Here is a 25,763-nt window from a genome sequence, read left to right as displayed (position 1 = left end):
GTTAAAAACTTGTCATATAATCTAGTTTAAATTCAAAATGGCAGTTTATATGACTACAAAATAGCCACCAAACTGAAATTAAACACTAAATTATTAACCAAAGTTAGATTGATTGAATTGTTTGCAAAATAATGCAACAACCACATTTTCGTTCGCAACATGTTGACAATGTGTAACAGCTCATCTCTCAGTTTTTATGATAAATGAGTAATCTGTTACATCGCGCACGACATGAAAATGCAAATACTGACGCTTCGCCTTTGAGTGAGTTCTGTCTCGTATCATCGAGGGTAAACCTAGTTTTTAGGCTCGGTCTCTCGAGAGGGTGTATGCCATTAAACAAAGCCAGCGGTTTCGCTGGCTCATTACTTATTTATTGTAACTTGTTTGTTAAGTGGGTTCTTCATGCACCAATACGCCGCCTTCAAGCGCCCCAATTAATACGTTCGGAACGTCAGCTTCATCAGAAGTAACAGCAATACGCGTGCCCGGCCCAATCGCTGAGATGGGGGCTGCCATCATCAAAGGGCCACGCTCCCCGTCTTCAACAAGCTTCCACGATGGCGCGGCTGCCGCATGATCATTGGCATATAGCCGACACTTGTTTCTGTCAGGTTCAATTAAACAGTCCAGGCCATACTCAATATCGTCATAAAAAAACGACCACTGATAATAGCCCGCATTGACACTGCAAGGGGTTTTGATAAAACTCAACGCCTCTGCGTTATCTTGGGTTAAGATAATAAAGCGCTGCGCATCCGGTAACATCGCCAAATACCCCAGTGATTTGCCATTGGCATCGGTGACCGAGAGCTTTACCTCTTGCTCAACCATCGCGCGCTCATGATCGCCAATGTCTGGCAACATGGAATCGGGTTGTACTGAAAACGCCATTGTGTCGCTCCTTTGGTTGCTTCGCACCATTTTTAACAGTTATGTAACAACCAAAGATATAGATCAATTTCTCGGAAAAGTTTAGTGATTTGATCGCACACTATGTTGATGAATCGCTCGATACGATCATTGTGCCCGTTGGCCGAACAACGACGTTGATTGTGGCTTCAAAACGATCGCCGCCACGATCATAGTGTAGAGTGTCGCACCTATCGCAACCATGATTAACATCCCCCAGTCTGCGGCACCATTAAGCATCGCAAGTTTGGAGCCCGTTAACGGTGGTGCTGAAAGTGCACAGACAAGGCCGACTACAATACTGAATACAAAAGCGCGCTTGGCGCTGCGCAAAGAAAAGCGACGAAAAATCACTAACGACACTATAGGCACACCCACTAAAAATAATAACCATCCCCAGTAAGGAGCGGCTGAGTACAGTAGTACTGTAAAAATTGCGTCAAGAGTCATGTCCGCCTCCATTAAATTTTTCCATCCAACATCGCTTGATAGGCTGGTAACAACATTTGTTCTTTCATTACCCAAGCCATCCACGTTTCTTCTGTTGGACTAATAAACGGGAAAGAAGGGAGTAATTTGCCACCGTAACCGAACTCAGCCAGAATCGCTTTGCCAAACCCAGTGATCAATGGGCAAGAGGTATATCCATTGAACTCAGCCTCTAAAGGCTTGTCGTTCAGATAACTTAAGAGGTTTGCCTCAACGATGGGAACTTGTTTTTTTACACTTGCAGCCGTTTTCGATAGCGGAATCCCAGTCACATCACCGATACCAAATACATTGGGGAAAGTGGGATGTTGTAGCGTATATTGGTCCGCTGCCATCCATTCACCCTTATGAGGACCTTGGTTCCAAACTAGATCACTATGCTTGATCACATCGGGCGCACTCATTGGAGGCACGATGTGGATATAATCATACTCTTCGACCCGTGTTTTCCCCGTTGCTGTGAGTGAGAAGTGTGCTTTTTTATTGGTCGGGTCGATGCCAATCAACGTTTTCTGATCAGCAATGTCTACCCCTTGGTCACCAAAGCGTTCCATGACAAAGTCGTTATAAACGGGAATCGAAAATAATCGGTCTTTAAACGGCGTGGCGAAGTTCACATCATATGCTTGACGATGGCCAGTCTGCTCAAGACGTGCAAGCGAGGTAAAGGTCATTTTAAGTGGTGCGCCCGCGCACTTGATTGGTGTTTCAGCAAGAGTAAATATGGCTTTGCCCTCGCCTTTATTCATAAACTGTTTGAACGCCGTATCCGTTGCTAATGCACCCTCTGGCCCCGGATAAACGCTACCAATACCATGCTGACCAATAAGGCGTTCCTCCATTCCCTCAATGAGGGTGTAATTAAGTTGGGTGCCCATGGCAACGACCAGTACGTCATAGCTAAGCTTGGTGCCATCCTCGAGTACAACTTGTTGTTGTGCAGGTAAAAACGCATTGGCATTTTGTTGGTGCCATTTTATACCAGCAGGTAACCATTGTTCTGTTGTTGATAGGACTTGGGATACTTTCCATAACCCGGATGCCACCAAAGTTTGCCCAGGCTGATACAGATGACGCTGACGTGCACCCACTAATGCTATCTGATCAGCGGAAAGGTGTTGCACAAGGCGATTAGCCAACGCAATACCGGCAGCACCATTACCCACAATAACCACCTTAGCGCGCGTCTGAGCACGTGAGGGTAAGCTTGCCGGCATCAAGCCTATCGCCCCCGCACCTGCCAGTAGTTTTAAAAAACGGCGTCGCTCTTGGTTCGAATTTTGATATGGCATGACCACCCCGCTAATTAAGATAATACTTAATTAGTAGTCGTGAATTAAAATGGGCGCAACGTTACCGGATAGCTTTTGTGGTTTTATTCACAATTCAATCAAGAGTAACTATCGCATCAGCCACCAGCGCATTAAGCGTTTGTACCAGCGGTTGTACGGGGGTTTGACTAAAAAGCTGGTGTCCCACTTATCGCGGGTGAGGACGGTTTTGCTGTGGCTAAAGGTATAAAAACCCTCGACTCCGTGGTAATGCCCCATGCCAGAGTCACCAATGCCGCCGAAAGGCGCATCTTCGGCAGCGACATGAAACAAGGTTTCATTAACCCCCACGCCGCCGGCGTGAAGCTGTGTGGTAACCTGCGTGCGTATCTCAGCGTCATTGCTCATCAAATACAACGCGAGCGGCCGTGGCCGCGCCTGGATATAACGCAGTGCCTCGGAGAGATCTTGATAGGTGACAATAGGTAGGAGCGGGCCAAAAATTTCTTCTTGCATCACCCGCATGTCATCGGTGACCTGGGTTAGCAGCTGGGTCGGCCAGCGCTGATTTTCGGCGGTTGGCACGGTTTGCTGGTCGAGTGCACACCAGCGGCGCGCACCTTTATCGAGCGAATCTTTGAGTGTTTCTTCAAGCCGCGTCGCTTGCGTTTGGTTAATGATCTGGCTGTAATCTGGGTTGGCTTCAAAGTCAGGATAGATAGCACGAAACGCGCGTTGATAGGCGTGGATAAAGGCTTCTTGCCGATGTTCAGGACAAAGCACATAATCGGGCGCGACACATATCTGCCCAGCGTTTAAACACTTGCCATAAATGAGCCTCGACACGGCCACATCCATATCAATTTGATCATCAATGATCACCGGCGATTTGCCTCCCAATTCGAGGGTCACCGGTGTTAAATTATCGGCCGCCGCCAGCATGACTTGGCGTCCGACTTGGGTTGAGCCAGTAAAAAAGAGGTGGTCGAACTCTAACTCGCTAAAACGGCGCGACACTTCGACTTCGCCCTCTACCACGGCGACTTCGTTTGGGCTAAATACCTCAGCGATTAACGCGCGTAATACCCGATTGGTGTTGGGGGTGAACTCCGAAAGCTTAAACATCACCCGATTGCCCGCGGCCAACGCGCAAATCAAGGGACTCAGGGCCAGCATAATCGGGAAGTTCCAAGGGACGATAATCCCAACCACCCCTTTTGGCTGAAAGTGCACGACCAATTTGGTGCCTAGCAGGGTAATGCCTGGACGCCGTTTTTGCGGCTGCATCCATCGCTTTAATCGACGACGGGTGTAATCAATCTGGTGCAGCAAGGGCAAGATGTCGGCAATTTCAGTATCAACGGGCGCACGATAGCCGTAATCATCACTCAAGGCTTGTTGTAACGCAGACGATTTTTGCTTGATGGCCTGACGCAAGCGCAGCAGCGCGTCACGGCGATAGCTGTACTCTAAAAAAGGACACCGAGACACCTGCTCTTTTTGTGCGTCGAATGTCTCACGCATCTCTTTAACCGTTTCCAACCACTGTGAGCCTGGCTCCGTCATCCTTGCCTCCTCTGTCGATACAAGATCGCGACACACCACTTCTTCATTGATGACATAGTCTCATCAGCAACGCAACTGGGCATGCTTCACGTCGTTGTGCGGGTATAGCGACCAAGGCTTACGCTGCCCGTCTGAGTCTTGAGATGTTAAAGCCTTGTATCTTCATCCCTGTTATTCATCACGTTTTTAGCGCCATAGCCCACAGAAAGCAGCTTGGTTGTTGAGCAAATATTGTCGCTTTATTGATCTCAGGCTTATACTGAAACAAACTCAGTTTAACGCCAGCTTTATTCGCTGATATCGAAAGGAAATGTGGTAGGCATGAACGACGAGCCAACAAAGAACGAAATACTGACGGAAAGTGGTACGAATGAGCTAGAGATCATTGAGTTTCACTTAATCAAGCAACTTCCTGACGGCAGTACCAAAACCTGCTATTACGGTATTAACGTTGCCAAGGTTCGCGAAGTTATCCAAGTGCCGGAAACCACTGACTATCCAAACGCCCAGGCGCACATGATTGGGGTGTTTTCGTCACGCGACAAGCTAACGCCACTGATTGATCTGGCGGGCTGGTTAGGCGTCCCGACGCGGCCAGAGAAAGATAATAAATTTGTGATTGTCACCGATTTTAACAACATGACTAATGGCTTTTTGATTGACAGCATTAGTCGTATCCATCGTATTTCCTGGGAAGCCGTTGAGTCACCGAGCCAATTCCTAGAAGCAGGCGAGCAAGATTGTGTGGTCGCAGTCGTCCGCAAAGACAACAACCTGATCATGATCTTAGACTTTGAAAAAATCATCGCTGATATCAATCCTGAATTGAGCATGGAAAAATACGATGTCACTCAGGACAGAAACGTCAACATTTCCGAATCCAGCGCGAAAAAACGCGAGGCAAAAACGATCCTAGTGGTGGACGATTCCGCTTTCATCCGTAGCTTAATTGAAAACACGCTACGCTCAGCCGGCTTTAATATTATATCGGCCAAAGATGGTGGCGAGGCCTTTGACAAACTCACCGAAATTGAACGCATTTCCAAAGAAGAAGGTGTGTCGATTAATGAGTTTGTCGATGCAATTGTGTCAGATGTCGAGATGCCACGCATGGACGGCATGCACTTGGTCAAACGCCTCAGAGAGATGGATACCTATAAAACCATGCCTATTATCATGTTCTCGTCGATCATGAGCGAGGATAACCGTGCTAAGGCACTGCAATTGGGCGCCAATGATACCATCACCAAACCCGAGATCGGTCGCATGGTAAGCCTAGCGGATACCTATGTATTCGGCACACCGCTCGACGATTGATCAACGATAAAAACGAGCAAGGTGAATACAACAAAGGCTGCACATTGGCAGCCTTTGTGGGTTTTAGCGTGACGCCAAGGTGGGTCGTCAAGCCATTAACTGTCGGTTCATTAGCTATCGGTTACCTGTGAGCGATGGCTTTCACGGTAACGGTGACTGGCAAAATACGTTTTCGCCGCTTGGTTTACCTTAGGCGCCAGCAACAGCGCTGAAACCATGGTGGGCACTGCCATCAGCCCATACGCCCCAATGAGGAATAAGAACACCACATCCAGCGATAATACCGCCCCCAGCACCACAAGCGATAAGTATAGGTACTTATAATACTGACCCGCCTGCTCACCAAATAGATACACAAAGCATTTATAGCCGTAATACCAAAATGTAAATACCGTGGTGAAAGATAACACTAACACTTGTGCCGCCAATAACCACGCCCCTGGCGCGCCAAAGGCCGCTTTGAATGCCGCCATGGTCAGACTAACACCTTGCAGGCCCTCGGCTTGATCAAGCACACCGGTCACCAAGATCACCAGCGCGGTGCAACTACAAACAATCAAGGTATCAATGATGGGACCCAGGCTCGCGACTAAGCCCTCACGAACAGGCTCATTGGTTTTTGCCGCACTGTGCGCCATCACTTCGGTGCCAATCCCAGCCTCATTAGAGAAAGCACCACGACTCACCCCCACAATAATCACACTGATCAGGCCACCGAACATGGCATCCGGTGAAAAAGCGCTGGCAAAAATCGACTGAAAGACGCCAGGCACGCGCTCGGCATTGAGCGCCAAGGCGGCGATCGCCATCACCATATAGCTGCCCGCCATCAAGGGCACTAGCGCACCAGCAACATCAGCCACACGCTTCAAACCACCCCAAATCACCATACCGACGAAGACCGCCAGTACAATACCCAGCGCCCAGGAGAACGCGCTGCTTTCTAGCCAAGCGACCCCAGGAAAGAGCTGAGTTTGCACCACCGCACCAAGCTGGTTAATTTGGAAAGACGGCACAAACCCCATTAGACCAGCAATGGCAAACATCACCGCTAGCCATTTAAATTTTGGCCCTAGACCATGCCGTACCGTGTACATCGGTCCGCCATGCACATTGCCATTTGCATCTTTGTGACGATACATGACCCCCAGTGTGCAGGTATAAAACTTGGTCGACACCCCCAATAACGCGGTGAGCCACATCCAAAACACCGCACCCGGTCCACCGGCACTTAGCGCCAGAGCCACACCGGCAATATTACCGAGACCCAAAGTGCCGGAGAGCGCGGCAGCAAGTGCTTTGCGATGAGATAAATCACCATGGCCACTACCATCGTCCACCTTACCGGTTAACAGCTTGATGCTGTGTGCCATATAACGAAACGGGGTGAACTTACCATAAAGGGTAAAGAAGACCCCACCGCCAACCAGTAAGATCAACATCGGCTTACCCCAAATAAAGCCGACAAAGGCATTAATCCAATCTTCAATCATGTTTTGCATCCTTTCTTGATGCTTGGCTAATTACTTTGCTTGCTAGACCACTGCCTAGCCGGTGCACGCCAACTAACAAAATAATTAGACCATAAAGCAATAAACCATTCTGGCGTGACTAACAACCCATTCAAATTAAGTCCAAATGAGGTTTCAGGCGATAAAACCACCGTTTATACGTGATATTGATCTCACAAAAACCAGACAGCAATGAATAACTATCAATGCAATTTGATTTGAACACGAAGTAGCGTGCTTGACGTGGTCCACTATCAGCGAGCGTGACATTTAACCTTACTTTTATCCGGTGTTTTGCGTCAGAGGCATTCGCTATACTCCGCGCTCACGTATACACACCACCCATGCACTGGATTTACGCTCCAGCCAGCAAGAGGAAACAAGATGTCTAAATATGTCATTTGTGCCTTATATAAATTTGTCACACTCGACGACTATCAGTCTTTGCAAGCACCACTGCTTGAAGTCATGGAAGCCAACCAAATCGGCGGCACACTCCTTCTCGCCCAAGAAGGCATAAATGGCACAGTGGCCGCGACAAGAGAAAACATGGATGCGCTATTTGCGTGGTTTAGAAAAGACCCACGCCTAGCGGATATTGACTATAAAGAATCGTTCGAAGACAGCCAGCCATTTAGTCGCACCAAGGTAAAACTCAAAAAAGAAATTGTGACCATGGGGGTTGAAGGCATTGATCCGCGCCAAAGCGTGGGCACCTATGTCAAGCCAACAGAATGGAACCAATTAATCAGCGATCCAGACGTTTTAGTGATCGATACACGTAATGATTACGAAATCGAGATTGGTACCTTTGAGCGAGCTGTTAACCCACATACCGATAGTTTCCGTGAATTCCCTGACTATGTCGAACAGCAGCTTGATCCGACGAAGCATAAAAAAGTGGCTATGTTTTGTACTGGTGGGATCCGCTGTGAAAAATCGACCGCTTTTTTGAAAGAGAAAGGTTTCGATGAGGTGTATCACCTAGAAGGCGGGATCCTGAAGTACCTCGAAGAAGTGCCTGAGAGTGAAAGCTTGTGGAACGGTGAGTGTTATGTCTTCGACAGCCGTGTAGCTGTTAATCACGATTTGGAGCGAGGGTCTTACGCAATGTGTAATGCCTGTCGTCTGCCCATCACGCAAGCGGACATGGAAAGCGAACATTATGAGCAAGGCGTCTCTTGCCCTAAATGCATCGACAAACACACCGACGCCCAAAAGGCAGCGTTTCGAGAGCGAGAGTATCAAGTACGTCTTGCACGAGAACGGGGTGAACAGCACGTCGGCGGTGAGGCGAGAAAAATCATTGAACACCGTCGCGCTATGAAAAAATTCCGGCGCCAACGTCAAAATCAAGATAAATAATAATACAAAACGGCACGCCAGACGTGCCGTTTTTTATGATATTGGGCAGGGCTAACGTATAGTAAAAGCTGGATTGTTTTACCGATGGCGTCTGTGCTGAATAAAAAGGAGTGAATAAGCGTGTTGATGGGTCCCTTTTATAGCTTGGTCGCCGCGTGTTTATTCACCGCCAGCTGGTGGATGCCCAACCTCCTTCTTAGCTTGCTTTTCGCATGGTGCGCGGCAGCGTTTTTCGCCGTTAGCATCGCTTATTGGCGCAATCAGCCTCGCCTTTTTCGCAAGCGCCAATCCGGACAGTTGCCTCGCATCAGCCAGTGGATGTTTGCGCCATTTTTCGCCTTTACCCACCTGTATAACCGTTGGGCGAGAAAACGTGATATCACACCGCCCGTCCAGCAAGTCGCGCCTGGGCTCTATGTTGGTGCCCGTCTGACCGACAAAGACATACCCGATCTGCAAGCGCAAGGTATTGACGGGATATTAGATGTTACCGCTGAGTTCGAAAGCATCGACCGCTTCACCCAATCACAGGCTGTTTCCTATCTCTCAGTACCCGTTCTGGATCACGCCTATCCCTCGCGTAGCCAACTGATGCGCGCGTTACAATGGCTGCATCAACAGCGACAAGCCGAACACAAGGTGGTGGTACATTGTGCACTCGGACGCGGGCGATCCGTGATGGTGGTGGCCGCCTATCTTTGGGCGCTTTCCCCTCAAAAAACGCTTGATGAGATGCTGGATGCCATCAAAACGATACGCCCTAAAGCACACTTAAACCGACGCCAGCGCCGCGCTTTAGTGCGTTTCCAGCAAAGCGGTGCGTTGAGGTTGGCGCGTCCCATTGCCTGGATCATTGCTAATCCTGCCGCAGGGGGAAAGAAATGGCGTAAGCATCGAGACTATATTCAGTCCTATTTAGGTGATGGGTATCGGTTAGTGGTCTATCAGACACGCCATAATCGCCGCAGTTATCAACTCGCTTGCCGCGCGGTTTCACAACAGGCTGATGTGGTGATCGCCGCCGGTGGAGATGGCACAGTGAACGCCGTTGCGCGAGCACTGATCAACACCTCAACCCCTTTAGGCGTATTGCCGCTTGGTACCGCAAACGCCTTGTGCCATGCTCTTTGGGGAATAAAAACCAAGTTTTTAAATATTGATGCCGCTTGCGATGTGATTTTGGATGGCACGCCCAAAATCATCGATACTGCACGCTGTAACGGCAAAGTGGCGTTGTTAGTCGTGGGCGTTGGCTTTGAACAACAAATGATTCGCCACGCCGCTCGAGAGCAAAAAAATCAACTAGGCCAGTGGGCGTATTTGCAGGGTTTATTGGGGGCCGCCAGTCAAAATCAAGCCATCGATCTCACCGTTCAATTCGACCAGCACGCGCCTCAGCTGATCCGCACCACCAGTATGGTGGTCGCCAATGCCGCGCCAATGACAACCTTATTAGCCCAAGGGCAAGGCCAACCCAATTATGCCGACGGCAAACTCGACGTCACATGGCTCACTGCGAGTTCCACCAAAACAGATACCGCACTGTCCCTGATAGAACTAGCACTGGCAAGCCTGTTTGAAACACGGCTAGGGCGCTTTACACACCATCAACAGGTCACGCGCGTCTCGATAAGGGCCGCATCAGGCATTGACTATGTCATTGACGGCGAGCTGTATCGCGACCGAAAGTTGACGATTGACGCGCAGCCTCAATCACTGGCGATTCTCTCGCCTTCTCTCCCCGACGCTCATCAGACCGACTAACCGGCACTCACATCCCTCAAAGACGCCTACGATTCAGCTAAACAAAAATTCTAGCGAATACGATAGGATTGAGACAATTCGCTCCAAAATCTTCGCCGCTCTCTCATCGGAGCGGCTTTTTTTTGTCTCTATGTTAAGGTAATAACCCTATTTGACTAAAAGGAGGGATTATGCAGGCTCGTGCGCTTTTGGTGGCGATATTGAGTGTTTTTGGTGCCATGTGCGCCATTCAATTTGGCGCCTCCTTTGCCAAACAGCTTTTCCCTCTGGTGGGACCTATTGGGACCACTGCCCTACGTGTCGGTTTTTCCGCCCTCATTTTGTGGCTGGTCTTTCGCCCTTGGCGTCAGTGGCCACGCGCGCGACATTGGCGAGCGATTACGGTATATGGTGGGTGCCTGGGTGGCATGATGATGCTGCTTTATTTGTCTATCGAGACCATTCCGTTGGGGATTGCCGTCGCACTTGAGTTTACCGGCCCTTTACTGGTGGCCTTAATCTCGATTCGTCGCGCCAGAGACAGTCTTTGGGTCGTGCTCGCCGTTGGCGGTGTTATTACCCTTCTCCCCGATTTGTCGGGTGTGGATGCGCTCGACCCGCGAGGAGTGGCTTACGCGCTAGCAGCGGGCGGCTGTTGGGCTGGCTATATTCTATTTGGACAAAAAGCAGGGAATTTAGCGCCAGGCGGCGGGACGGTTGCTCTGGGAATGAGCGTTGCTGCCCTCTATCTCGTACCCGCGGGCTATATTGCGACTGACGGTGCGATTTTTCAATGGCAGTTGATACCCTTGGGCGTTGCCGTCGCACTCATCTCAAGTGCGATTCCCTATTCTCTGGAAATGATAGCGTTACGCAACATGCCCAAACAAACCTTCAGTGTGATGATGAGTTTAGAGCCTGCTGTTGCCGCCATGGCTGGGTTGCTCGTGCTCGATGAACAACTGGCACTGCGTCAATGGCTCGCCATTGGCATGGTGATCAGCGCATCACTAGGCAGCACGTTATCGGCCAAAAGGCGTTAAAAGACAGTCGATCGAAAAGAGCGCCGACCATCGACGCTCTTTTCTGTCATCCCATTGTGTTAGCGACACGGGCTCACTTTACCGAGTGTTAGCTCGCTTCACTCAATGGTAGTGCATGTACCTTGACGCGCTGTTGCTCGATGTACTGGCTAATCGCATCAGCCTGCTCTTCAGTCAAATAGAGACCAAGCTTAGTACGTCGCCATAACGCATCTTCCGCATGTTGAACAAACTCATGCTGTACCAAATAGTTGATTTCTACTTGATAGACACCCTCGGCAAATGGGTGGCCCATATCCGCCTCGCTCTGGCAACCTTTCAACAGCAGATGCGTGCGTGTGCCGTAAGTATCGACAAATCGCTGCGCCGTCTCGGCACTCAACCATGGATAGCGCTGCTTAATCGACAGGGCTAATTCTTCACGTGTACAGCTAAAGTCTCCGCCGGGCAGTGTGCCGTCAGCTGTCCAAGGCTGACCCATTTTGTCAAAGAATGGCTCGAGTTTACGCATCGCGGACTCCGCCAGCTTACGATAAGTCGTGAGCTTACCGCCAAAGATGGAAACCAACGGCGCTTGATTGCCTTGTTGTTCCAACTCTATGGTGTAGTCGCGTGTCATCGCCTGTGGCGAGTCCGATTCATCATCACACAATGGTCGCACGCCACTGTAACTCCAAACCACATCCTGCGGCTGAATTTGGTGAGTAAAGTGCTGATTGACGACATCAACTAAGTAATCAATCTCAGCTTCATCAATTTTTGCTTCGCGGGGATCGGCTTTATGCTCCACATCCGTGGTACCAATCAATGAAAACTTGTCGAGATACGGGATCACGAAGACGATACGGCCATCGTTATTCTGCAAAATATACGCTTGTGGATCTTGATGAATGCGTGGCACAACAATGTGAGAGCCTTTGATCATTTTGATCCCGCGCGGCGATTTTTCGTGGAGGCTGTCATCGTAGAATTGCTTCACCCAAGGGCCGGTCGCATTCACCAACGCCTTGGCCTTGCGCTCAAAACGCTCGCCTGTCTGCGCATCCTCTAGTGTCACCCGCCATATGGTGTTTTCACGCTCTGCCGCCACCACTTGACAGTAATTACGGACTTCCCCGCCTTTCTCGCGCGTGTACTGGGCGTTTAACAGGGTTAAACGCGCATCATCAACCCATGCATCCGAGTACTCAAACCCAATTTTCATGTCTTTGTTCATGTAGCCAGTTTTGCGTAAATCAACCTTGTGGCTGCTCGGTAACGTTGAGCGCTTGCCTAGGTGATCATATAAAAAGAGCCCACAACGGATCATCCAGGCTGGGCGCAGATACGAGCGATGAGGTAAGCGGAAACGCATCGGAAAGGCAATATGGGGGGCCTTGTTGATCAATACCTCGCGTTCGGCCAGTGCTTCCGAGACCAAACGAAACTCATAATGCTCGAGATAGCGCAACCCACCATGAATAAGCTTCGAGCTCGCGGATGACGTTGCTGATGCGAAATCTTTGGCATCGTACAGACCCACATTGAGTCCACGACCCGCCGCATCGGCAGCGATACCGGCACCGTTAATCCCGCCCCCAACCACGAGGATGTCGAGAAGTACGTCTTGATGAGAATTATGCGTAGTCATTTTTAGCCGACCTTTTCCAAATATGAGCGAACGAACATTTACTGATGAGTATAACTGTATATCAACTTTCGTTTTCGGTCACTATCTATGTTCGAAAAATTATTATTGAGTGTGACAAGTGTAGAATAAGTGTTAATAAAAAAGCCTTCATGTGAACTAAAAAGCCGTCTAGCGAGTAGCGTGACACGGTGATAGGCAGAGAAAAGGCGCAGTAAGAGAGAGGGATACGATCCATAGACCGGTGAAAGAGCAATATGAAAAAAGGCGCGAAAACGCGCCTTTCATTAAGAAAGAGTGATACCAGGCTTACACATCCTCTTCTTCATTATGCAGCTCGGCCCACGCTTGTGCACATTTTACGGCACGCTTCCAACCACGATAGCGACGATTACGTTTTTCTTCGTCTCGATGTGGTTCAAAGCTTCGGTTCAGTTTGGCTTTATCTTTTAGCTCATCTAGGCCATCCCAGAAACCGACAGCCATACCCGCAAGGTATGCCGCGCCTAACGCGGTGACTTCTGTCACTTCCGGACGATGAACGTCGGTGTCGAGCACATCGGCTTGGAACTGCATCAAGAAGTTATTGGCAACCGCGCCGCCATCAACACGCAAGGCTTCAAGTTTGATACCTGAATCCGCCTGCATCGCATCCAATACATCACGTGTTTGATAGGCAATGCCTTCTAGGGTTGCGCGAATGATATGGTTAGAGTTCACACCACGGGTCAGCCCTACAATGGTACCGCGAGCGTAGGCATCCCAATAGGGTGCCCCCAAACCGGTGAACGCTGGGACCACATAAACACCATTCGATGTATCAACTTTGGTAGCAAAGTATTCGGAGTCATGCGCGTCTTCGAGTACCTTAAGCTCGTCACGTAACCATTGAATCGAGGCCCCACCCATAAAGACCGCGCCCTCGAGCGCATAGGATGGTTCACCCTGCGGGCCACAACCAATGGTAGTCAACAAGCCATGGCTCGATGTGACCTTTTCTTGCCCCGTGTTCATTAGCAAAAAGCAGCCGGTTCCATAGGTGTTTTTCGCTTGGCCTGCTTCCACACACATTTGTCCGAATAGAGCGGCCTGTTGGTCACCCGCGATCCCCGCGATAGGAATACGCGTACCGCCTTTACCACCGATGTTCGTTTGTCCATAGACTTCGGAAGAGCGACGCACTTCAGGGAGCATTGAAGCCGGGATCCCAAGCTCATCGAGCATTTTTTGATCCCAACACATATCATTGATATTGAATAGCATGGTGCGCGAGGCGTTAGTACAATCGGTCACATGCACACGCCCTTGGGTCATCTTCCATACCAGCCAGGTATCAACGGTACCGAATAGCAGCTTGCCCGCTTCTGCGTCTTCGCGCGCCCCTTCTACGTTGTCCAAAATCCATTTGACCTTGGTACCAGAGAAGTAAGGGTCAAGGACTAACCCAGTATTATCACGCACGTAAGATGCTAACCCGCGCTCACGCAAGTCATGACAAATGTCGGCAGTACGGCGACATTGCCACACAATGGCATTGTAAACCGGCTTACCGGTTTCTTTGTTCCACACAATCGTGGTTTCACGTTGGTTGGTAATCCCGAGCCCAGCAATCTCATCGCTACGAATGCCGGTTTTGCCCAGCACTTCCACCAGCGTTGAGCTTTGGGTGGCATAAATTTCCATGGGATCGTGCTCAACCCAACCCGCTTGCGGATAAATTTGCGTAAACTCGCGCTGAGACACACCGACGATATTAGCATCGTGATCCATCACTACTGCACGGGAGCTGGTGGTGCCTTGGTCGAGAGCAACAATATACTTGTTCGCTGACATAATAGGGTTTCCTTCTATCTCTCTTATTTTAGTCTGTATCGCGACATTTCTCGTCATGTGTCATTTTGGACGTGGCTCAATGTCGCGCATTGCTTTATTTCATGTTGCGTACAGTGCTGGGTTATGCGTTGACTTCTCGCGTTTCCGTCTCAACCAGCTCATCATCGTCACACTGGTTGGGAATCGTACAACCATGGCCTGCCTGTGGCAGATACGGGGCAATCGCTTTCGGATACAACCAACCGCCAAAGCAGGCACCCAAAATAGGGGCGACGATAGGGACAATGAAGTATGGAATGTCACGCGCACCCGTCAGGGCATAGTCCCATCCAGCGAAGTAGGCGAACAGTTTCGGACCAAAGTCACGCGCTGGGTTCATCGCAAACCCAGTCAATGGACCCAAAGAGCCACCAATAACGGCAATAAGGATACCAATTAGCAGTGGATTCATTGGGCCACGAGCCGCACCATTGTTTTCATCACCCAGTGCGAGAATCCCAAACATCAATACTGCCGTGATCACAAACTCAACCGCCATAGCCCCCATGAAAGACAAGGCTTGATGCGGATAGGTTGAGAAGATACCTGCGGTTGCTAAGGCTTCAGGACTGCTCCGCACAACATTATTGGCCATTTCCCACTCGACAAAAAGGTTACTATAAAGGCTATACACGAGTGCAGCCGAGGCAAACGCGCCGAGCATTTGCGAGATGATATAAGGAACAACTTTACTTTTCTCAAAGCCATGGAAAGCCGCAAGCGCAATGGTAACAGCTGGATTAATATGCGCGCCGGACACCCCTGCGGTGCAGTAAATGGCGATGGCGACACCAAAGCCCCATACAATGCTGATTTCCCACTGACCAAAGTCAGCACCGGTGAGCACTAAGGCGGCCACGCAGCCCACACCAAAGAAAATGAGTAAGCCCGTGCCGATAAACTCGGACACGCACTCTCCTAATAGAGTCGACGATGCGTTTTTCATATGATTATCCTTGTCACTGTTAGTAGGGTTACACGTTCAAAACCACACTGTCATTTTGCATAATCACAGCATCTCGAAAACAAACTCACAACAAAAATGAGCGTTCGAGCATAATTTTGTGTCGCAATACTGACATTTTTGTTAACCACATCATCATTTGAGCAAGTTCGCGCACAAAGTGAGCAAGGAGAGTTTAAGGAGCTTGGAAAGCAGGCAGCGCGTCGTTCGCCCCGCCTGTTGTGGTATGAGTCGACTTGAGAGGGTGTTTCTTATTTGTTAACTCATGGTTATTTAGAGATACCGATTGCATCTAGGTCAATTCCCTGCTCTTTCGCAAGCGATTCAAGGACAGGAAGTAAGGGGCCCAGTCGCTCATTGAGCGTTTCGCGCACCGTATCTACCATGACTTGCGTCTGGCGTTCGATTTCGATATTGACTTGATCCCCTTCCGACTTTCGCTCGAACGTTGTCATGCGACGCGTTTCAGGAATAAGCCAAACATCAAACCAGCCTTGGTCTTTGTTCACCTCGGCGATGGTCAAACTCGCACCATTGATGGCAATATAGCCTTTGGAAAAGACATAGCGCATCCATTCAGGCTGTACCGAAAAGCGCAAACGATAATTTTCTTCTTGTACCAGCACATCCGATAAGGTCGCACGGCAATCGACATGCCCCGATAACGGATGCCCGCCAATTTCAGCGCCATCTTTCGCGGCACGTTCAGCATTCACCGTATCCCCAGCTTTGATGCTGTTTAGCGTCGTAATCGCGAGGCTTTGTACCATCACATCGAAGCGAACCAGCGTCTGTTCAAGCTGCTCAGTCACTGTCAAGCACACACCATCAATAGCAACGCTGGCTCCTACCGCCAACCCCTCACAAAAGCCATCAGGGAAACGAATATCGAATGTTCGAATACCTTGATGATCGCGACAAACTTCAATATTTGCCACCGCTTGAATAATTCCGGTAAACATGGGCATATCCTCTATTATTGGCTTGGGTATCATAATGCCACACGTTACACCGCGCAACGCGCCGCGTCTCCCTGCAAAGGGGTCGACTTTGGTCACGGCGCACATAAGTCCTGTAGCCTTATCACCACTCAAAATGAAGGGTTTATTTTTGATGGAAATCACGTTATTGATACACATCACATTTCCTCCTCGACAGCTTCGGAGGCCAGTTAATGACGACCATAGCCGTATTTAGTGCCAAATCGTATGATAAATCCGCCTTCTCCCATGTGAATGCGGCGTTTGATTATACGTTTGAGTTCCATGATTTCTTACTCACTGAAAAAACCGCCAAGATGGCGCAAGGTGCACAAGCCATTTGTGCTTTCGTGAACGACGATCTTTCTCGGCCCGTTTTAGAAATTCTTGCCGATTTAGGGGTTTATTTAGTTGCATTGCGCTGCGCGGGATACGATCGCGTCGATTTAGATGCCGCCAAATCGCTGGGCATCACCGTGGTACGAGTCCCCGCTTACTCGCCTGAATCGGTCGCCGAACACACGGTTGGCATGATGATGTGCCTCAACCGCCGCTTCCATAAAGCCTACCAGCGCACCCGAGACGCTAACTTTGAGCTGGAGGGTTTAGTTGGGTTTAATTTCCATGGTAAGACAGCTGGTATCATCGGCACGGGCAAAATCGGTATTGCTACCATGCGCATTCTTAATGGGCTAGGCATGCGTATTCTCTGCCACGACCCCTATGAAAACCCCGAAGCAATGGCGCTTGGTGCTGAATATGTCTCGAAAGAAACACTGTATGCCCAAAGCGACATTATTTCCCTGCACTGCCCGATGTCTCAGGATAACTACCACTTGCTTAGCGCCGACGCCTTTGCGCAAATGAAAGATGGCGTGATGGTGATTAATACCAGTCGGGGCGAGCTACTCGACTCGGTTGCCGCAATTGAGTCGCTCAAACAAGGACGGATCGGGTCATTGGGACTCGATGTTTACGATAATGAGCGTGAATTGTTTTTCCAAGATAAGTCGAATGATGTGATTGTCGATGATGTGTTCCGTCGCCTTTCAGCGTGCCATAATGTCCTGATAACTGGCCACCAAGCATTCTTGACCAAAGAAGCACTGCACAATATCGCCGAGACGACGTTAACCAATATTCAAACCGTTCTGAACGGGCAAACCTGCCAAAACCAGATTGCCGAAGTGGAAGATCGCAGCGATTAATCGAGACTGGACCATTGATTAATCTTGACCTCTAACTAAGAAAGCAGGCCTGAATCATCAGGCCTGTTTTATAATAGGGCGATACGCTTTGATACGTTACATGGCTTCCATGAAAATCTTGGCGATTTCGTCGTGTGTTGCTTGTTTCGGGTTAGTGAAACCACACGCATCTTTCAACGCATTTTCAGTCAGCACATCAATATCTTCTTGCTTGGCACCTAATTCGTTCAAGCCCGCAGGAATGCCTACGTCCGTTGAAAGCGACTGAATCGCTTGGATGGCGGCTTTCGCGCCCTCATCAGCCGTCATATTCTCCGTATCCACGCCCATTGCAGTGGCGACATCACGCAAACGCTCAGCACAAACCTGCGCGTTATAGCGCTGAACATGAGGCAACAATACGGCATTGCACACGCCGTGCGGCAAGTCATAAAAGCCACCAAGCTGGTGCGCCATGGCGTGGACATAGCCCAAAGACGCATTATTAAATGCCATGCCCGCCATGAACTGGGCATACGCCATTTGCTCGCGCGCTTCGATGTTTTGTCCATCAGCGACAGCAGTACGCAGATGCTGTTGAATTAACGTCATCGCCTTTAACGCCACTGCATCAGTAATCGGCGTCGCCGCGGTGGATACATAGGCTTCAATCGCATGAGTGAGCGCATCCATTCCGGTCGCCGCGGTCAGTGAAGCTGGCTTCGCGAGCATAAGCTCAGGATCATTCACCGAGATAATTGGCGTGGTATGCTTATCCACAATCGCCATCTTAATATGACGTTCTTCTTCAGTAATAATACAAAAACGTGTCATCTCAGATGCCGTGCCAGCCGTTGTATTGATCGCTATCAGTGGCAGTTGAGGTTTTGCCGATTGATCGACACCTTCATAATCACTGATATGGCCACCGTTCGTGGCAACCAAAGCGATGCCCTTGGCACAATCATGCGGCGATCCGCCACCCAAAGAAATCACGCAATCACACTGGTTCTCTTGTAACAGTGCCAGCCCTTGCGCCACGTTTTCGGTGGTCGGGTTTGGCTGCGTGCCATCATAGACCACACTGTCGACCTGTCGGCTATCAAGCAGGCCTGCAATTTGTTTTACCACGCCAATTTCGTTCAGCACCTTATCTGTCACGATCAGCGCTTTTTTGAATCCATGTGATTGAATCGCGTCTGCCGCTTCTGCAAGGCAACCGGCTCCCATCAGGTTAACGGCTGGGATAAAGAAAGTGCTCGACATAATCGTTGGCTCCTTTTGTAGGGATAATCGGGTTAGCACGAAAACAGTGCTCCCCTTTTGCTTTGATGCCTTTTTGTAACACGTGGTTTGTTCGTCACATTTTGATCCAGCGCAATTCGCTTGGCAGGATGCAGAGATAAAAAGGCAAAATTGAGAGTTATGTCATCGGCGCGCACCATATCGTTTAAAACGGCAGCAACCATTCATTTTTTTGACACTTTCTTGAAGAACACTGTCTAACGTGCGATAGGTTATGGAAGCTAACGCGTAAACAGAGAGAAAACCATGGGAAAAAAATACACACTAACCGCTGTGGCAATATTGACGGCATCTTTGGCGCTCACCGGGTGTGAATCAATGTCCAACGCCCAAAAAGGCGCAGCCATTGGTGCCATTACTGGGGCTATCGCGGGTAAGTCAACATCCAACCACAAAGACAAGCGCGCATTTATTGGCGCCGCGATTGGTGCCATTGGGGGCGCAGCGGTCGGCAACTACATGGATAAACAAGAGCAAGCTTTTCGTGAGGAATTGGCTGGCTCTGGCATCCAGGTCGTCCGAGAAGGGGATAATATTCGCCTGATTATGCCGTCAAACATCACCTTTGGGCTTGACCAAGACACTATTGCCGCTGACTTTTATCCGACCCTGAACGCCGTTGCTAACGTCATGCGTAAATACGATAAAACCTTTTTAAGCATTGAGGGACATACGGATAACACTGGCGCGGCGTCGTATAACCAAGGCTTGTCTGAGCGACGTGCGATGAGCGTTAAACGCTATCTTGCTAGCCAGTCTATCGACAATGCGCGCCTTTATACCTCTGGTTTTGGTGAAACGCGTCCTCTCGTCGCCAACAACAGCGCCTCTAACCGCGCCTTGAATCGCCGTGTGGAAATTCAAGTCGTGCCTAATACGCAATAAGCGTGCGCGTGGCGCGTTCATAGGATGTGCACGCGCCATTTCCCAGCACTAGAGCGCATCGAGGTTGTCGAGTAAGTCATCTGCATGACTAATGATCTTGTCTCGCTGCCCCTCATCCATTTTGTCCCAATTTCTATAAGGCATTGCTGTGCGTGGATTATGCGCAAATCGCTCGCGATGGCGATGCATAAAGTGCCAATACAAGGCGTTGAGCGGGCACGCCTTCTCACCAGTTTTTTCCTTCACAGAATAGTGACAGTCACTGCAATAGTCACTCATGCGATTAATATAGGCGCCACTGGCCGCATACGGCTTGGTCGCCACGAGTCCATTATCGGCAAATTGTGTCATCCCACGGGTGTTTGGCATCTCCACCCACTCAATCGCATCGATGTAAATCGACAAATACCAGTCATCGACCTCATCCGGCGCGATACCCGCCAAGAGGCAAAAGTTGCCCGTCACCATTAAGCGTTGGATATGATGCGCGTACGCGGTCTGCAAAGACTGAGTGACAGCTTTGGAAACACAACGCATCTTGGTATCGCCAGTCCAAAAAAAACGAGGAAGCGCCCGCTGCGCGGATAACGCGTTTTTGTTGGCGTAGGCAGGCATATTTGCCCAATACACCCCGCGTACATACTCCCGCCAGCCTAGAATTTGTCGCACAAACCCTTCAATCTGCGCAAGGTTGACGTCGTCGGTTGCGCGAAAGTGAGCGATGGCGGTTTCAATCACCTGCATCGGGTGCAATAGCTTGGCGTTTAAAGCAAAAGATAGACGGCTGTGATAGAGGCTCCATTGGTGTTCGCTTCGCCCCGTCATGGCGTCTTGAAATTGACCGAACATAGGCAGGCAGTGACGACAAAAATGGTCTAACAGCGATTTTGCCTGTATACGAGTCACCGGCCAGAGCAAGTCTCGCGCTGGCTCGCCGATCGTCGCCACGTGATGCCGTTCGATACGCGCCAAAATATCGCGTACATCATTGCTAAATACTAAGGGGGTTGGAATGGCCGCTAAATCGCTTTTCTTGAGTTTATTACGATTGTCTTGATCGAAGTTCCACCGTCCTCCCTCTGGTGACTCTCCCTCCATCAAAATGCCAAACTGGCGTCGCATATCGCGGTAGAAATACTCCATTTTGCGATGTTTATCGGCAGTGAACTGCTTGGGTATTTGGTCGTACGGCAGTAGAAAGTGCTCGGTGTCCACACATGTCATTGTGACAGCCTGAGGTAAAGCCATCTCTTTTAATTGCTCGTCTAGCCGGTATTCGTCCGGGCGTTGATATTCAAACGTTTTGATCTGATAGCGCTCGCACAGATCAGCCACTAACGCCGGTAAGTTGCCGTAATGTTGCGTGTCATCCAAGGTTAGGTAGCAAACGTGATGGCCTGCTTGGCTCAGGGCATGGGAAAACGCTTCCATGGCAGCAAAGAAAGCGCTCACCTTTTGGATATGATGTTTGACATAAGTTGCTTCTTGCTTGATTTCGGCAACAAGATATAGCACCTCTTCATCCGTCTTTTTATACCATGAGTGGCTGGCGTTGAGCTGATCCCCTAACACAAGACGCAATGTTGAATACTGGCGGTTAGTCACTGGTACCTCGATATTTGTTAAATCAACCTTAAGCGATACGCAGCAAACCACACTTTCGATGATTAACCCTGGCGAGTGCTTGAATCTTAGGGAAAACCCTCTACATTAGAGCCAGTATTGATCACCCATGTGGCGGCGAGGCGATGAGAGCATTCTTTGTCGGGCTGTTTTTACTCCCAATTGCAATGATAGTGGCTGAGCCAGCACGTGCCATGAATGAACCGGCCAGCCAGTTTGTTCAAGATCTTCGCTTTCATGGCTATATCGACAATTATGGCAATGTGAAACTTCGCTTTGCCCCGATCACCGCTCTACCGGCAGGATTCAAGACCAAAGGTTACTTGGATATTGAAGCCAGTGATATCGTTCGTCTCCCGCGTGGGCTTGATGTTGGCGGTTACTTTAATGCCGCCAATACAGCGATTCGGCAACTGCCAAGAATGAAAGTGGGTGGGTATATTAACCTTACCAATACCGCGATTACCCGTCTCCCCCCAAACTTAGTCGTGCGAGGAGATTTAAGCCTCGTCAACACGCCGCTCACCCAATTACCGCGCCGTTTATTCGTCGAGGGAAACTTGTACCTGACAAATTCGCCCATCGAGAAGATTCCTGACGACATCTATGTAGGCGGCAACCTCTACATCCGCGGTACCGAGATCCAGTCAGTCAGCCCCGATCTTCGTATTGAAGGCCAGGTACTTCCTTCGGTAAGTCAATGATATCACGCTAGGCGTTGATCGAATTGGGTGCCAAGCCGTACCTTAGTTCCGAGCCTAGTTTTTAAATTACAGTCAAAAAAACGGTCCATTATGATTATCTTACATCATCTAGAACAATCGCGGTCGCAGCGGATTGTGTGGTTATTAGAGTCGCTTGCGATTCCGTATCAGCTGGTACGGCATCAACGGGATCCGAAAACCAAGCTCGCGCCCCGCGAGCTAAAAGAAATACACAGTTTGGGGAAAGCGCCTGTTATTGAAGACGGCGATGTGGTGATTGCCGAGTCAGGGGCGATCATCGAATATCTTATCGACAAGTACGGCGATGACACGCTCACCCCTACCACAGATAATGAAAAAGGCCTGTATCGTTATTGGATGCATTATGCGGAAGGCTCACTGATGCCGCCGCTGGTAATGTCTTTGATCTTTAGCAAGATCCCAGAATCACCGATGCCATTCTTTATTCGCCCCGTGGCAAAAAAGCTGATGAAGGGCGTGACTGAACAGTTTCTCGCCCCACAGCTTCGCGATCATTTCTCAATGATTGATAAGCATTTAGCCAAACATACCTGGCTGTGCGGCGATACGCTGACAGCAGCCGACATTCAAATGAGCTTCCCATTGTTGGCAGCACGCAAACAACTCGACGCTCAGCAGCACGCCAATATTCTTCGCTACCTTGAACGCGTTGAACAACAACCCGGCTATCAAAACGCCTTGTGTGTTGTCGGCCCACTCAAAGCGATGTAGTTTGCCAAAGCGAGATAATTTGCCAGAACGCTTGCCCAGATCAATGGCTGAATCATGTGGGCAGCGTTGACGCTGCCTGCATCACCCAGCGCTGGTAACCGGGGCGCTCAACCAGTTGCTGATACCAACGTTCAACATTAGGCGGTAATGCCCAATCACTTTGCTGACTCAGGCGATGAATTAAGCTGCCTACAGCGATGTCTGCCAGGGTCATCCGATCGGAGGTAAGGTAACGCTGATCGTCCAACGCATCATTGATTCTATCAAGCTCATAGCGGCATTGTTCCCACGCTCGCTGCTGTGTTTGACGCTCCTCGGCGCCATCCGCTGAAGGCATAAATAACGCAGCCTTAATCACGGGCTGGAACGAAGACAAGCACCAGTCCATCCAGCGCTCATAACAGGAACGTTGAAAGGCACAATCGGGATACCACATTTTATTGCCATAACACGCGACCAGATAGCGCAATATGGTATGCGACTCCCAAACACTATTAGGGCCATCTTCAAGTACGGGCACCTGGCGCATCGGACACCGCTGTGCGAGCGCTTGTGCGTCATGTCGATTATGATGAATATCGACTTCTTCTAGCGCGATACTTAAATCTAACTCATCGATTAGCCACATCACTTTCTGAACGTTAATCGATAGCGGATGCCCATAAATTTTCATTTTGCTCTCCTTGTCACGCTACAACGCTTTTCCTTGCTCGTCTGCGTCTTCGAGGCTCGCATAATCCTCTATCCATAGCAAGTCATCGGGAATACCTGCCAAAAACCTTAAGACTTAACCCATGATGTCCGGCAAACGCCATACGTTACACCTCGCTATACGCTTTTTGTGATGTTTCCTTCTGAAACGGATATGCCGAATGACGGAGGGCTTATCCCGCTATGTCACATTTCTTTCATTATGTATTGGCCTGCCAGGAAATCAGCGTTAATCTATTGATTGTTAAGGCTTATTAACAAAACACTCAACCAAGGAAGGATTATGAAAAAAACAGTATTAGCCAGTGCGCTAGCACTCGCATTAAGCGGATCGGCGTTTGCTGCACAAGTCCCTGATGACGTCACCCTTGCCGAAAACCAAACGCTGATCTGGGGCGTTTCGGGGGAAGTACCCACGTTAGACCCCACCAAGTCTAGTGATAGCGCCAGCAATAAAATCATCTCCGATTTGTTTGAAGGATTGATGGTACGCAACCCAAATGGCGACGTCGTCCCGGGGCTGGCGAAGGATTGGGAGGTCAGCGAAGACGGGCTAACCTATACGTTCCACCTTCGCAAAGCCAAATGGTCTGACGGTGAGCCCATCACCGCCGCCGATGTGGTGTATACACTACAGCGTGTGGTTGACCCGGTCACTGGCGCACCTTATGCCTGGTACCTAGGGACAGCCAATATCCAAAATGCCAAGGCGATCACCGACGGCGAAAAACCCGCGGAGCAGCTTGGCGTCAAAGCCATCGACGATCACACGGTGGAATTTACCCTTGAGCGCCGCACGCCCTATTTCCCGAATATGCTCACCCACTCGTCTACTTATCCGGTGCCACAGCATGCGTTGGAAGCCTTTGGTGATAGCTGGACGCGTCCAGATAATATGGTCAACTCTGGCGCTTATAACCTCACCAACTGGGTGATTAACGAACGAATTGATTTAGCCCGTAACCCGCTTTATTGGAATGACGACGAAACGGTGATTGATAAAACCTCTTATGTCGCCTCCAGTGATGTCAACGCTGAATACAACCGCTACCGTACCGGTGAAATTGATATCACCTCGAGCTTTCCACTTGAGGCCTTTGATCAGATTAAAAAGGAACGCCCTAATGAACTGATCACCATGCCTTCTCTGGCGACTTACTATTATTTGTTTAATACAGAGAAAGCGCCGTTTGACGATGTGCGAGTCCGTAAGGCTTTGTCGTATGCGATTGATAGAAACATCATTACCGACATTATTCTCGGTCAAGGCCAGCTTCCGGCATATAGCGCCACACCGCCAGCTATCAACCATTTTGAGCCACCTAAGCTCGAATGGGCGGAAATGAGCCAAGATGAGCGCTATCAAAAAGCCAAAGCCTTGTTGGCAGAAGCCGGCTTTACCCAAGATAACCCTCTGGAGTTTGAGCTGGTCTATAACACCATGGAGTCACACAAAAAACTGGCGTTAGCCGTGACGTCTATGTGGAAGCGTCACCTTCCTGTCAATGTCAACTTGGCCAACCAAGAATGGAAAACCTTCTTGCAAAAAGTCTTGCAAAAAGACTTTGATGTCGCCCGTGACGGTTGGATAGGTGATTATAACGAAGCGTCCACTTTCCTGAGCTACTTCAGCAGTGATGGCATGAATAAAACTAGTTGGGGCAACAAAGACTATGACAAGGCACTTGATCAGGCATTAACGGTCGCGGAGCCCGAGAAACGCAAAGCTTACTACCAAGAAGCAGAGCGGATTTTCGCCCGCGATATGCCGGCGATCCCACTGTATTTCTATACCCGCAGCGTGATTAAAAGCCCGAAAGTCGGTGGGTATAACATCGATAACCCTAACAAGCTTCGGTATACACGTAACCTATATATCACCAAAAATTGATCGCCACTGAATGAGCCGTGATCGATCACTAAGACCCACGCCAC

The 25,763-nt window shown here is 49.6% G+C and carries 21 protein-coding genes; 9 read left to right on the top strand and 12 right to left on the bottom strand.

Going from position 1 to position 25,763, the window contains the following annotated elements; translation table 11 throughout:
* Positions 1-390 precede the first annotated feature (390 nt).
* The 4 genes from BZG13_RS04020 to BZG13_RS04005 form a co-directional block, all read right to left on the bottom strand.
* Positions 391-894 (bottom strand): hypothetical protein, encoded by a 504-nt coding sequence (locus BZG13_RS04020; protein ID WP_077485238.1) that lies wholly within the window; start codon positions 892-894, stop codon positions 391-393.
* Between the two features lie 126 nt (positions 895-1,020).
* Complete coding sequence (locus BZG13_RS04015) at positions 1,021-1,374, bottom strand: hypothetical protein (RefSeq protein ID WP_077485235.1); 354 nt, start codon at positions 1,372-1,374, stop codon at positions 1,021-1,023.
* Entirely contained in the window at positions 1,374-2,693 is a 1,320-nt protein-coding gene (locus BZG13_RS04010) for an NAD(P)/FAD-dependent oxidoreductase (protein WP_077485232.1), read from the bottom strand. The genes BZG13_RS04015 and BZG13_RS04010 overlap by 1 nt, the downstream gene beginning before the upstream one ends.
* A 108-nt stretch (positions 2,694-2,801) precedes the next feature.
* Positions 2,802-4,238, bottom strand: coding sequence for a coniferyl aldehyde dehydrogenase (locus tag BZG13_RS04005; RefSeq protein ID WP_077485230.1), 1,437 nt, complete (start codon positions 4,236-4,238; stop codon positions 2,802-2,804).
* A gap of 321 nt (positions 4,239-4,559) precedes the next feature.
* On the opposite strand from BZG13_RS04005, the gene BZG13_RS04000 reads away from it, so the two are divergent.
* The gene (locus BZG13_RS04000; RefSeq protein WP_077485227.1) at positions 4,560-5,555 is read left to right on the top strand and encodes a chemotaxis protein; all 996 of its coding nucleotides are present in this window, start codon (positions 4,560-4,562) and stop codon (positions 5,553-5,555) included.
* 110 nt (positions 5,556-5,665) lie between these two features.
* Here BZG13_RS04000 and BZG13_RS03995 read toward each other — a convergent pair whose 3' ends face one another.
* A complete protein-coding gene (locus BZG13_RS03995) occupies positions 5,666-7,048 on the bottom strand; it encodes an alanine/glycine:cation symporter family protein (protein ID WP_198532041.1) in 1,383 nt (460 codons plus the stop codon).
* Between the two features lie 402 nt (positions 7,049-7,450).
* On the opposite strand from BZG13_RS03995, the gene trhO reads away from it, so the two are divergent.
* The 3 genes from trhO (at position 7,451) to BZG13_RS03980 (ending at position 11,217) form a co-directional block, all read left to right on the top strand.
* The gene (trhO, locus tag BZG13_RS03990; protein WP_069360965.1) at positions 7,451-8,431 is read left to right on the top strand and encodes an oxygen-dependent tRNA uridine(34) hydroxylase TrhO; all 981 of its coding nucleotides are present in this window, start codon (positions 7,451-7,453) and stop codon (positions 8,429-8,431) included.
* A 126-nt stretch (positions 8,432-8,557) separates the two neighbouring features.
* Complete coding sequence (locus tag BZG13_RS03985) at positions 8,558-10,195, top strand: diacylglycerol kinase family protein (RefSeq protein ID WP_077485222.1); 1,638 nt, start codon at positions 8,558-8,560, stop codon at positions 10,193-10,195.
* 170 nt (positions 10,196-10,365) lie between these two features.
* Positions 10,366-11,217 carry an EamA family transporter gene (locus BZG13_RS03980; RefSeq protein WP_077485220.1) on the top strand — a complete coding sequence of 284 codons (852 nt, stop codon included), beginning with the start codon at positions 10,366-10,368 and terminating at the stop codon, positions 11,215-11,217.
* A gap of 88 nt (positions 11,218-11,305) precedes the next feature.
* Here the strand turns inward: BZG13_RS03980 and glpD are convergent, their stop codons facing one another.
* The 4 genes from glpD to BZG13_RS03960 form a co-directional block, all read right to left on the bottom strand.
* A complete protein-coding gene (gene glpD, locus BZG13_RS03975; protein WP_077485218.1) occupies positions 11,306-12,847 on the bottom strand; it encodes a glycerol-3-phosphate dehydrogenase in 1,542 nt (513 codons plus the stop codon).
* A gap of 306 nt (positions 12,848-13,153) precedes the next feature.
* The gene (glpK, locus tag BZG13_RS03970) at positions 13,154-14,677 is read right to left on the bottom strand and encodes a glycerol kinase GlpK (protein WP_077485216.1); all 1,524 of its coding nucleotides are present in this window, start codon (positions 14,675-14,677) and stop codon (positions 13,154-13,156) included.
* A 121-nt stretch (positions 14,678-14,798) separates the two neighbouring features.
* Positions 14,799-15,662, bottom strand: coding sequence for an MIP/aquaporin family protein (locus BZG13_RS03965; RefSeq protein WP_077485214.1), 864 nt, complete (start codon positions 15,660-15,662; stop codon positions 14,799-14,801).
* A 287-nt stretch (positions 15,663-15,949) separates the two neighbouring features.
* Positions 15,950-16,642: a riboflavin synthase subunit alpha gene (locus BZG13_RS03960; protein WP_077485260.1), complete on the bottom strand. Its 693-nt coding sequence runs from the start codon at positions 16,640-16,642 to the stop codon at positions 15,950-15,952.
* Positions 16,643-16,854: 212 nt separating this feature from the next.
* Between BZG13_RS03960 and BZG13_RS03955 the strand changes: the two genes are divergently transcribed.
* Positions 16,855-17,868, top strand: a complete 1,014-nt coding sequence (locus BZG13_RS03955; protein WP_077485212.1) for a 2-hydroxyacid dehydrogenase — start codon at positions 16,855-16,857, stop codon at positions 17,866-17,868.
* Between the two features lie 96 nt (positions 17,869-17,964).
* Here the strand turns inward: BZG13_RS03955 and yiaY are convergent, their stop codons facing one another.
* Positions 17,965-19,113: an L-threonine dehydrogenase gene (gene yiaY, locus BZG13_RS03950; protein WP_077485210.1), complete on the bottom strand. Its 1,149-nt coding sequence runs from the start codon at positions 19,111-19,113 to the stop codon at positions 17,965-17,967.
* A 285-nt stretch (positions 19,114-19,398) separates the two neighbouring features.
* Here yiaY and BZG13_RS03945 point away from each other — a divergent pair, with 285 nt between their 5' ends.
* Positions 19,399-20,037: an OmpA family protein gene (locus BZG13_RS03945; RefSeq protein ID WP_077485208.1), complete on the top strand. Its 639-nt coding sequence runs from the start codon at positions 19,399-19,401 to the stop codon at positions 20,035-20,037.
* 48 nt (positions 20,038-20,085) lie between these two features.
* Here BZG13_RS03945 and BZG13_RS03940 read toward each other — a convergent pair whose 3' ends face one another.
* Complete coding sequence (locus BZG13_RS03940) at positions 20,086-21,642, bottom strand: cryptochrome/photolyase family protein (protein WP_077485206.1); 1,557 nt, start codon at positions 21,640-21,642, stop codon at positions 20,086-20,088.
* A 143-nt stretch (positions 21,643-21,785) separates the two neighbouring features.
* On the opposite strand from BZG13_RS03940, the gene BZG13_RS03935 reads away from it, so the two are divergent.
* Positions 21,786-22,364 (top strand): hypothetical protein, encoded by a 579-nt coding sequence (locus BZG13_RS03935; RefSeq protein ID WP_235607551.1) that lies wholly within the window; start codon positions 21,786-21,788, stop codon positions 22,362-22,364.
* Positions 22,365-22,454: 90 nt separating this feature from the next.
* On the top strand, positions 22,455-23,117 hold the full coding sequence (locus tag BZG13_RS03930) for a glutathione S-transferase (RefSeq protein ID WP_069360954.1): 663 nt from the start codon (positions 22,455-22,457) through the stop codon (positions 23,115-23,117).
* A gap of 52 nt (positions 23,118-23,169) precedes the next feature.
* On the opposite strand, the gene BZG13_RS03925 is transcribed toward BZG13_RS03930, so the two are convergent.
* Positions 23,170-23,790 carry a glutathione S-transferase family protein gene (locus tag BZG13_RS03925; protein WP_077485204.1) on the bottom strand — a complete coding sequence of 207 codons (621 nt, stop codon included), beginning with the start codon at positions 23,788-23,790 and terminating at the stop codon, positions 23,170-23,172.
* A gap of 321 nt (positions 23,791-24,111) precedes the next feature.
* On the opposite strand from BZG13_RS03925, the gene BZG13_RS03920 reads away from it, so the two are divergent.
* On the top strand, positions 24,112-25,719 hold the full coding sequence (locus tag BZG13_RS03920; protein ID WP_077485202.1) for a peptide ABC transporter substrate-binding protein: 1,608 nt from the start codon (positions 24,112-24,114) through the stop codon (positions 25,717-25,719).
* Positions 25,720-25,763 lie beyond the last annotated feature (44 nt).

The organism is Salinivibrio sp. ML323 (assembly GCF_001995745.1).
Classification (GTDB): Bacteria; Pseudomonadota; Gammaproteobacteria; order Enterobacterales; family Vibrionaceae; genus Salinivibrio; species Salinivibrio kushneri.
The sequence above is the reverse complement of the archived record's forward strand: the minus strand, read 5'-3'. Positions and strand labels throughout refer to the sequence as shown.

Coding starts and splice junctions, on each gene's coding strand:
- BZG13_RS04020 (WP_077485238.1), bottom strand. CDS start 894: ATGGCGTTTTCAGTACAACCCGATTCCATGTTGCCAGACATTGGCGAT.
- BZG13_RS04015 (WP_077485235.1), bottom strand. CDS start 1,374: ATGGAGGCGGACATGACTCTTGACGCAATTTTTACAGTACTACTGTAC.
- BZG13_RS04010 (WP_077485232.1), bottom strand. CDS start 2,693: ATGCCATATCAAAATTCGAACCAAGAGCGACGCCGTTTTTTAAAACTA.
- BZG13_RS04005 (WP_077485230.1), bottom strand. CDS start 4,238: ATGACGGAGCCAGGCTCACAGTGGTTGGAAACGGTTAAAGAGATGCGT.
- BZG13_RS04000 (WP_077485227.1), top strand. CDS start 4,560: ATGAACGACGAGCCAACAAAGAACGAAATACTGACGGAAAGTGGTACG.
- BZG13_RS03995 (WP_198532041.1), bottom strand. CDS start 7,048: ATGATTGAAGATTGGATTAATGCCTTTGTCGGCTTTATTTGGGGTAAG.
- trhO (WP_069360965.1), top strand. CDS start 7,451: ATGTCTAAATATGTCATTTGTGCCTTATATAAATTTGTCACACTCGAC.
- BZG13_RS03985 (WP_077485222.1), top strand. CDS start 8,558: ATGGGTCCCTTTTATAGCTTGGTCGCCGCGTGTTTATTCACCGCCAGC.
- BZG13_RS03980 (WP_077485220.1), top strand. CDS start 10,366: ATGCAGGCTCGTGCGCTTTTGGTGGCGATATTGAGTGTTTTTGGTGCC.
- glpD (WP_077485218.1), bottom strand. CDS start 12,847: ATGACTACGCATAATTCTCATCAAGACGTACTTCTCGACATCCTCGTG.
- glpK (WP_077485216.1), bottom strand. CDS start 14,677: ATGTCAGCGAACAAGTATATTGTTGCTCTCGACCAAGGCACCACCAGC.
- BZG13_RS03965 (WP_077485214.1), bottom strand. CDS start 15,662: ATGAAAAACGCATCGTCGACTCTATTAGGAGAGTGCGTGTCCGAGTTT.
- BZG13_RS03960 (WP_077485260.1), bottom strand. CDS start 16,642: ATGTTTACCGGAATTATTCAAGCGGTGGCAAATATTGAAGTTTGTCGC.
- BZG13_RS03955 (WP_077485212.1), top strand. CDS start 16,855: ATGACGACCATAGCCGTATTTAGTGCCAAATCGTATGATAAATCCGCC.
- yiaY (WP_077485210.1), bottom strand. CDS start 19,113: ATGTCGAGCACTTTCTTTATCCCAGCCGTTAACCTGATGGGAGCCGGT.
- BZG13_RS03945 (WP_077485208.1), top strand. CDS start 19,399: ATGGGAAAAAAATACACACTAACCGCTGTGGCAATATTGACGGCATCT.
- BZG13_RS03935 (WP_235607551.1), top strand. CDS start 21,786: ATGAGAGCATTCTTTGTCGGGCTGTTTTTACTCCCAATTGCAATGATA.
- BZG13_RS03930 (WP_069360954.1), top strand. CDS start 22,455: ATGATTATCTTACATCATCTAGAACAATCGCGGTCGCAGCGGATTGTG.
- BZG13_RS03925 (WP_077485204.1), bottom strand. CDS start 23,790: ATGAAAATTTATGGGCATCCGCTATCGATTAACGTTCAGAAAGTGATG.
- BZG13_RS03920 (WP_077485202.1), top strand. CDS start 24,112: ATGAAAAAAACAGTATTAGCCAGTGCGCTAGCACTCGCATTAAGCGGA.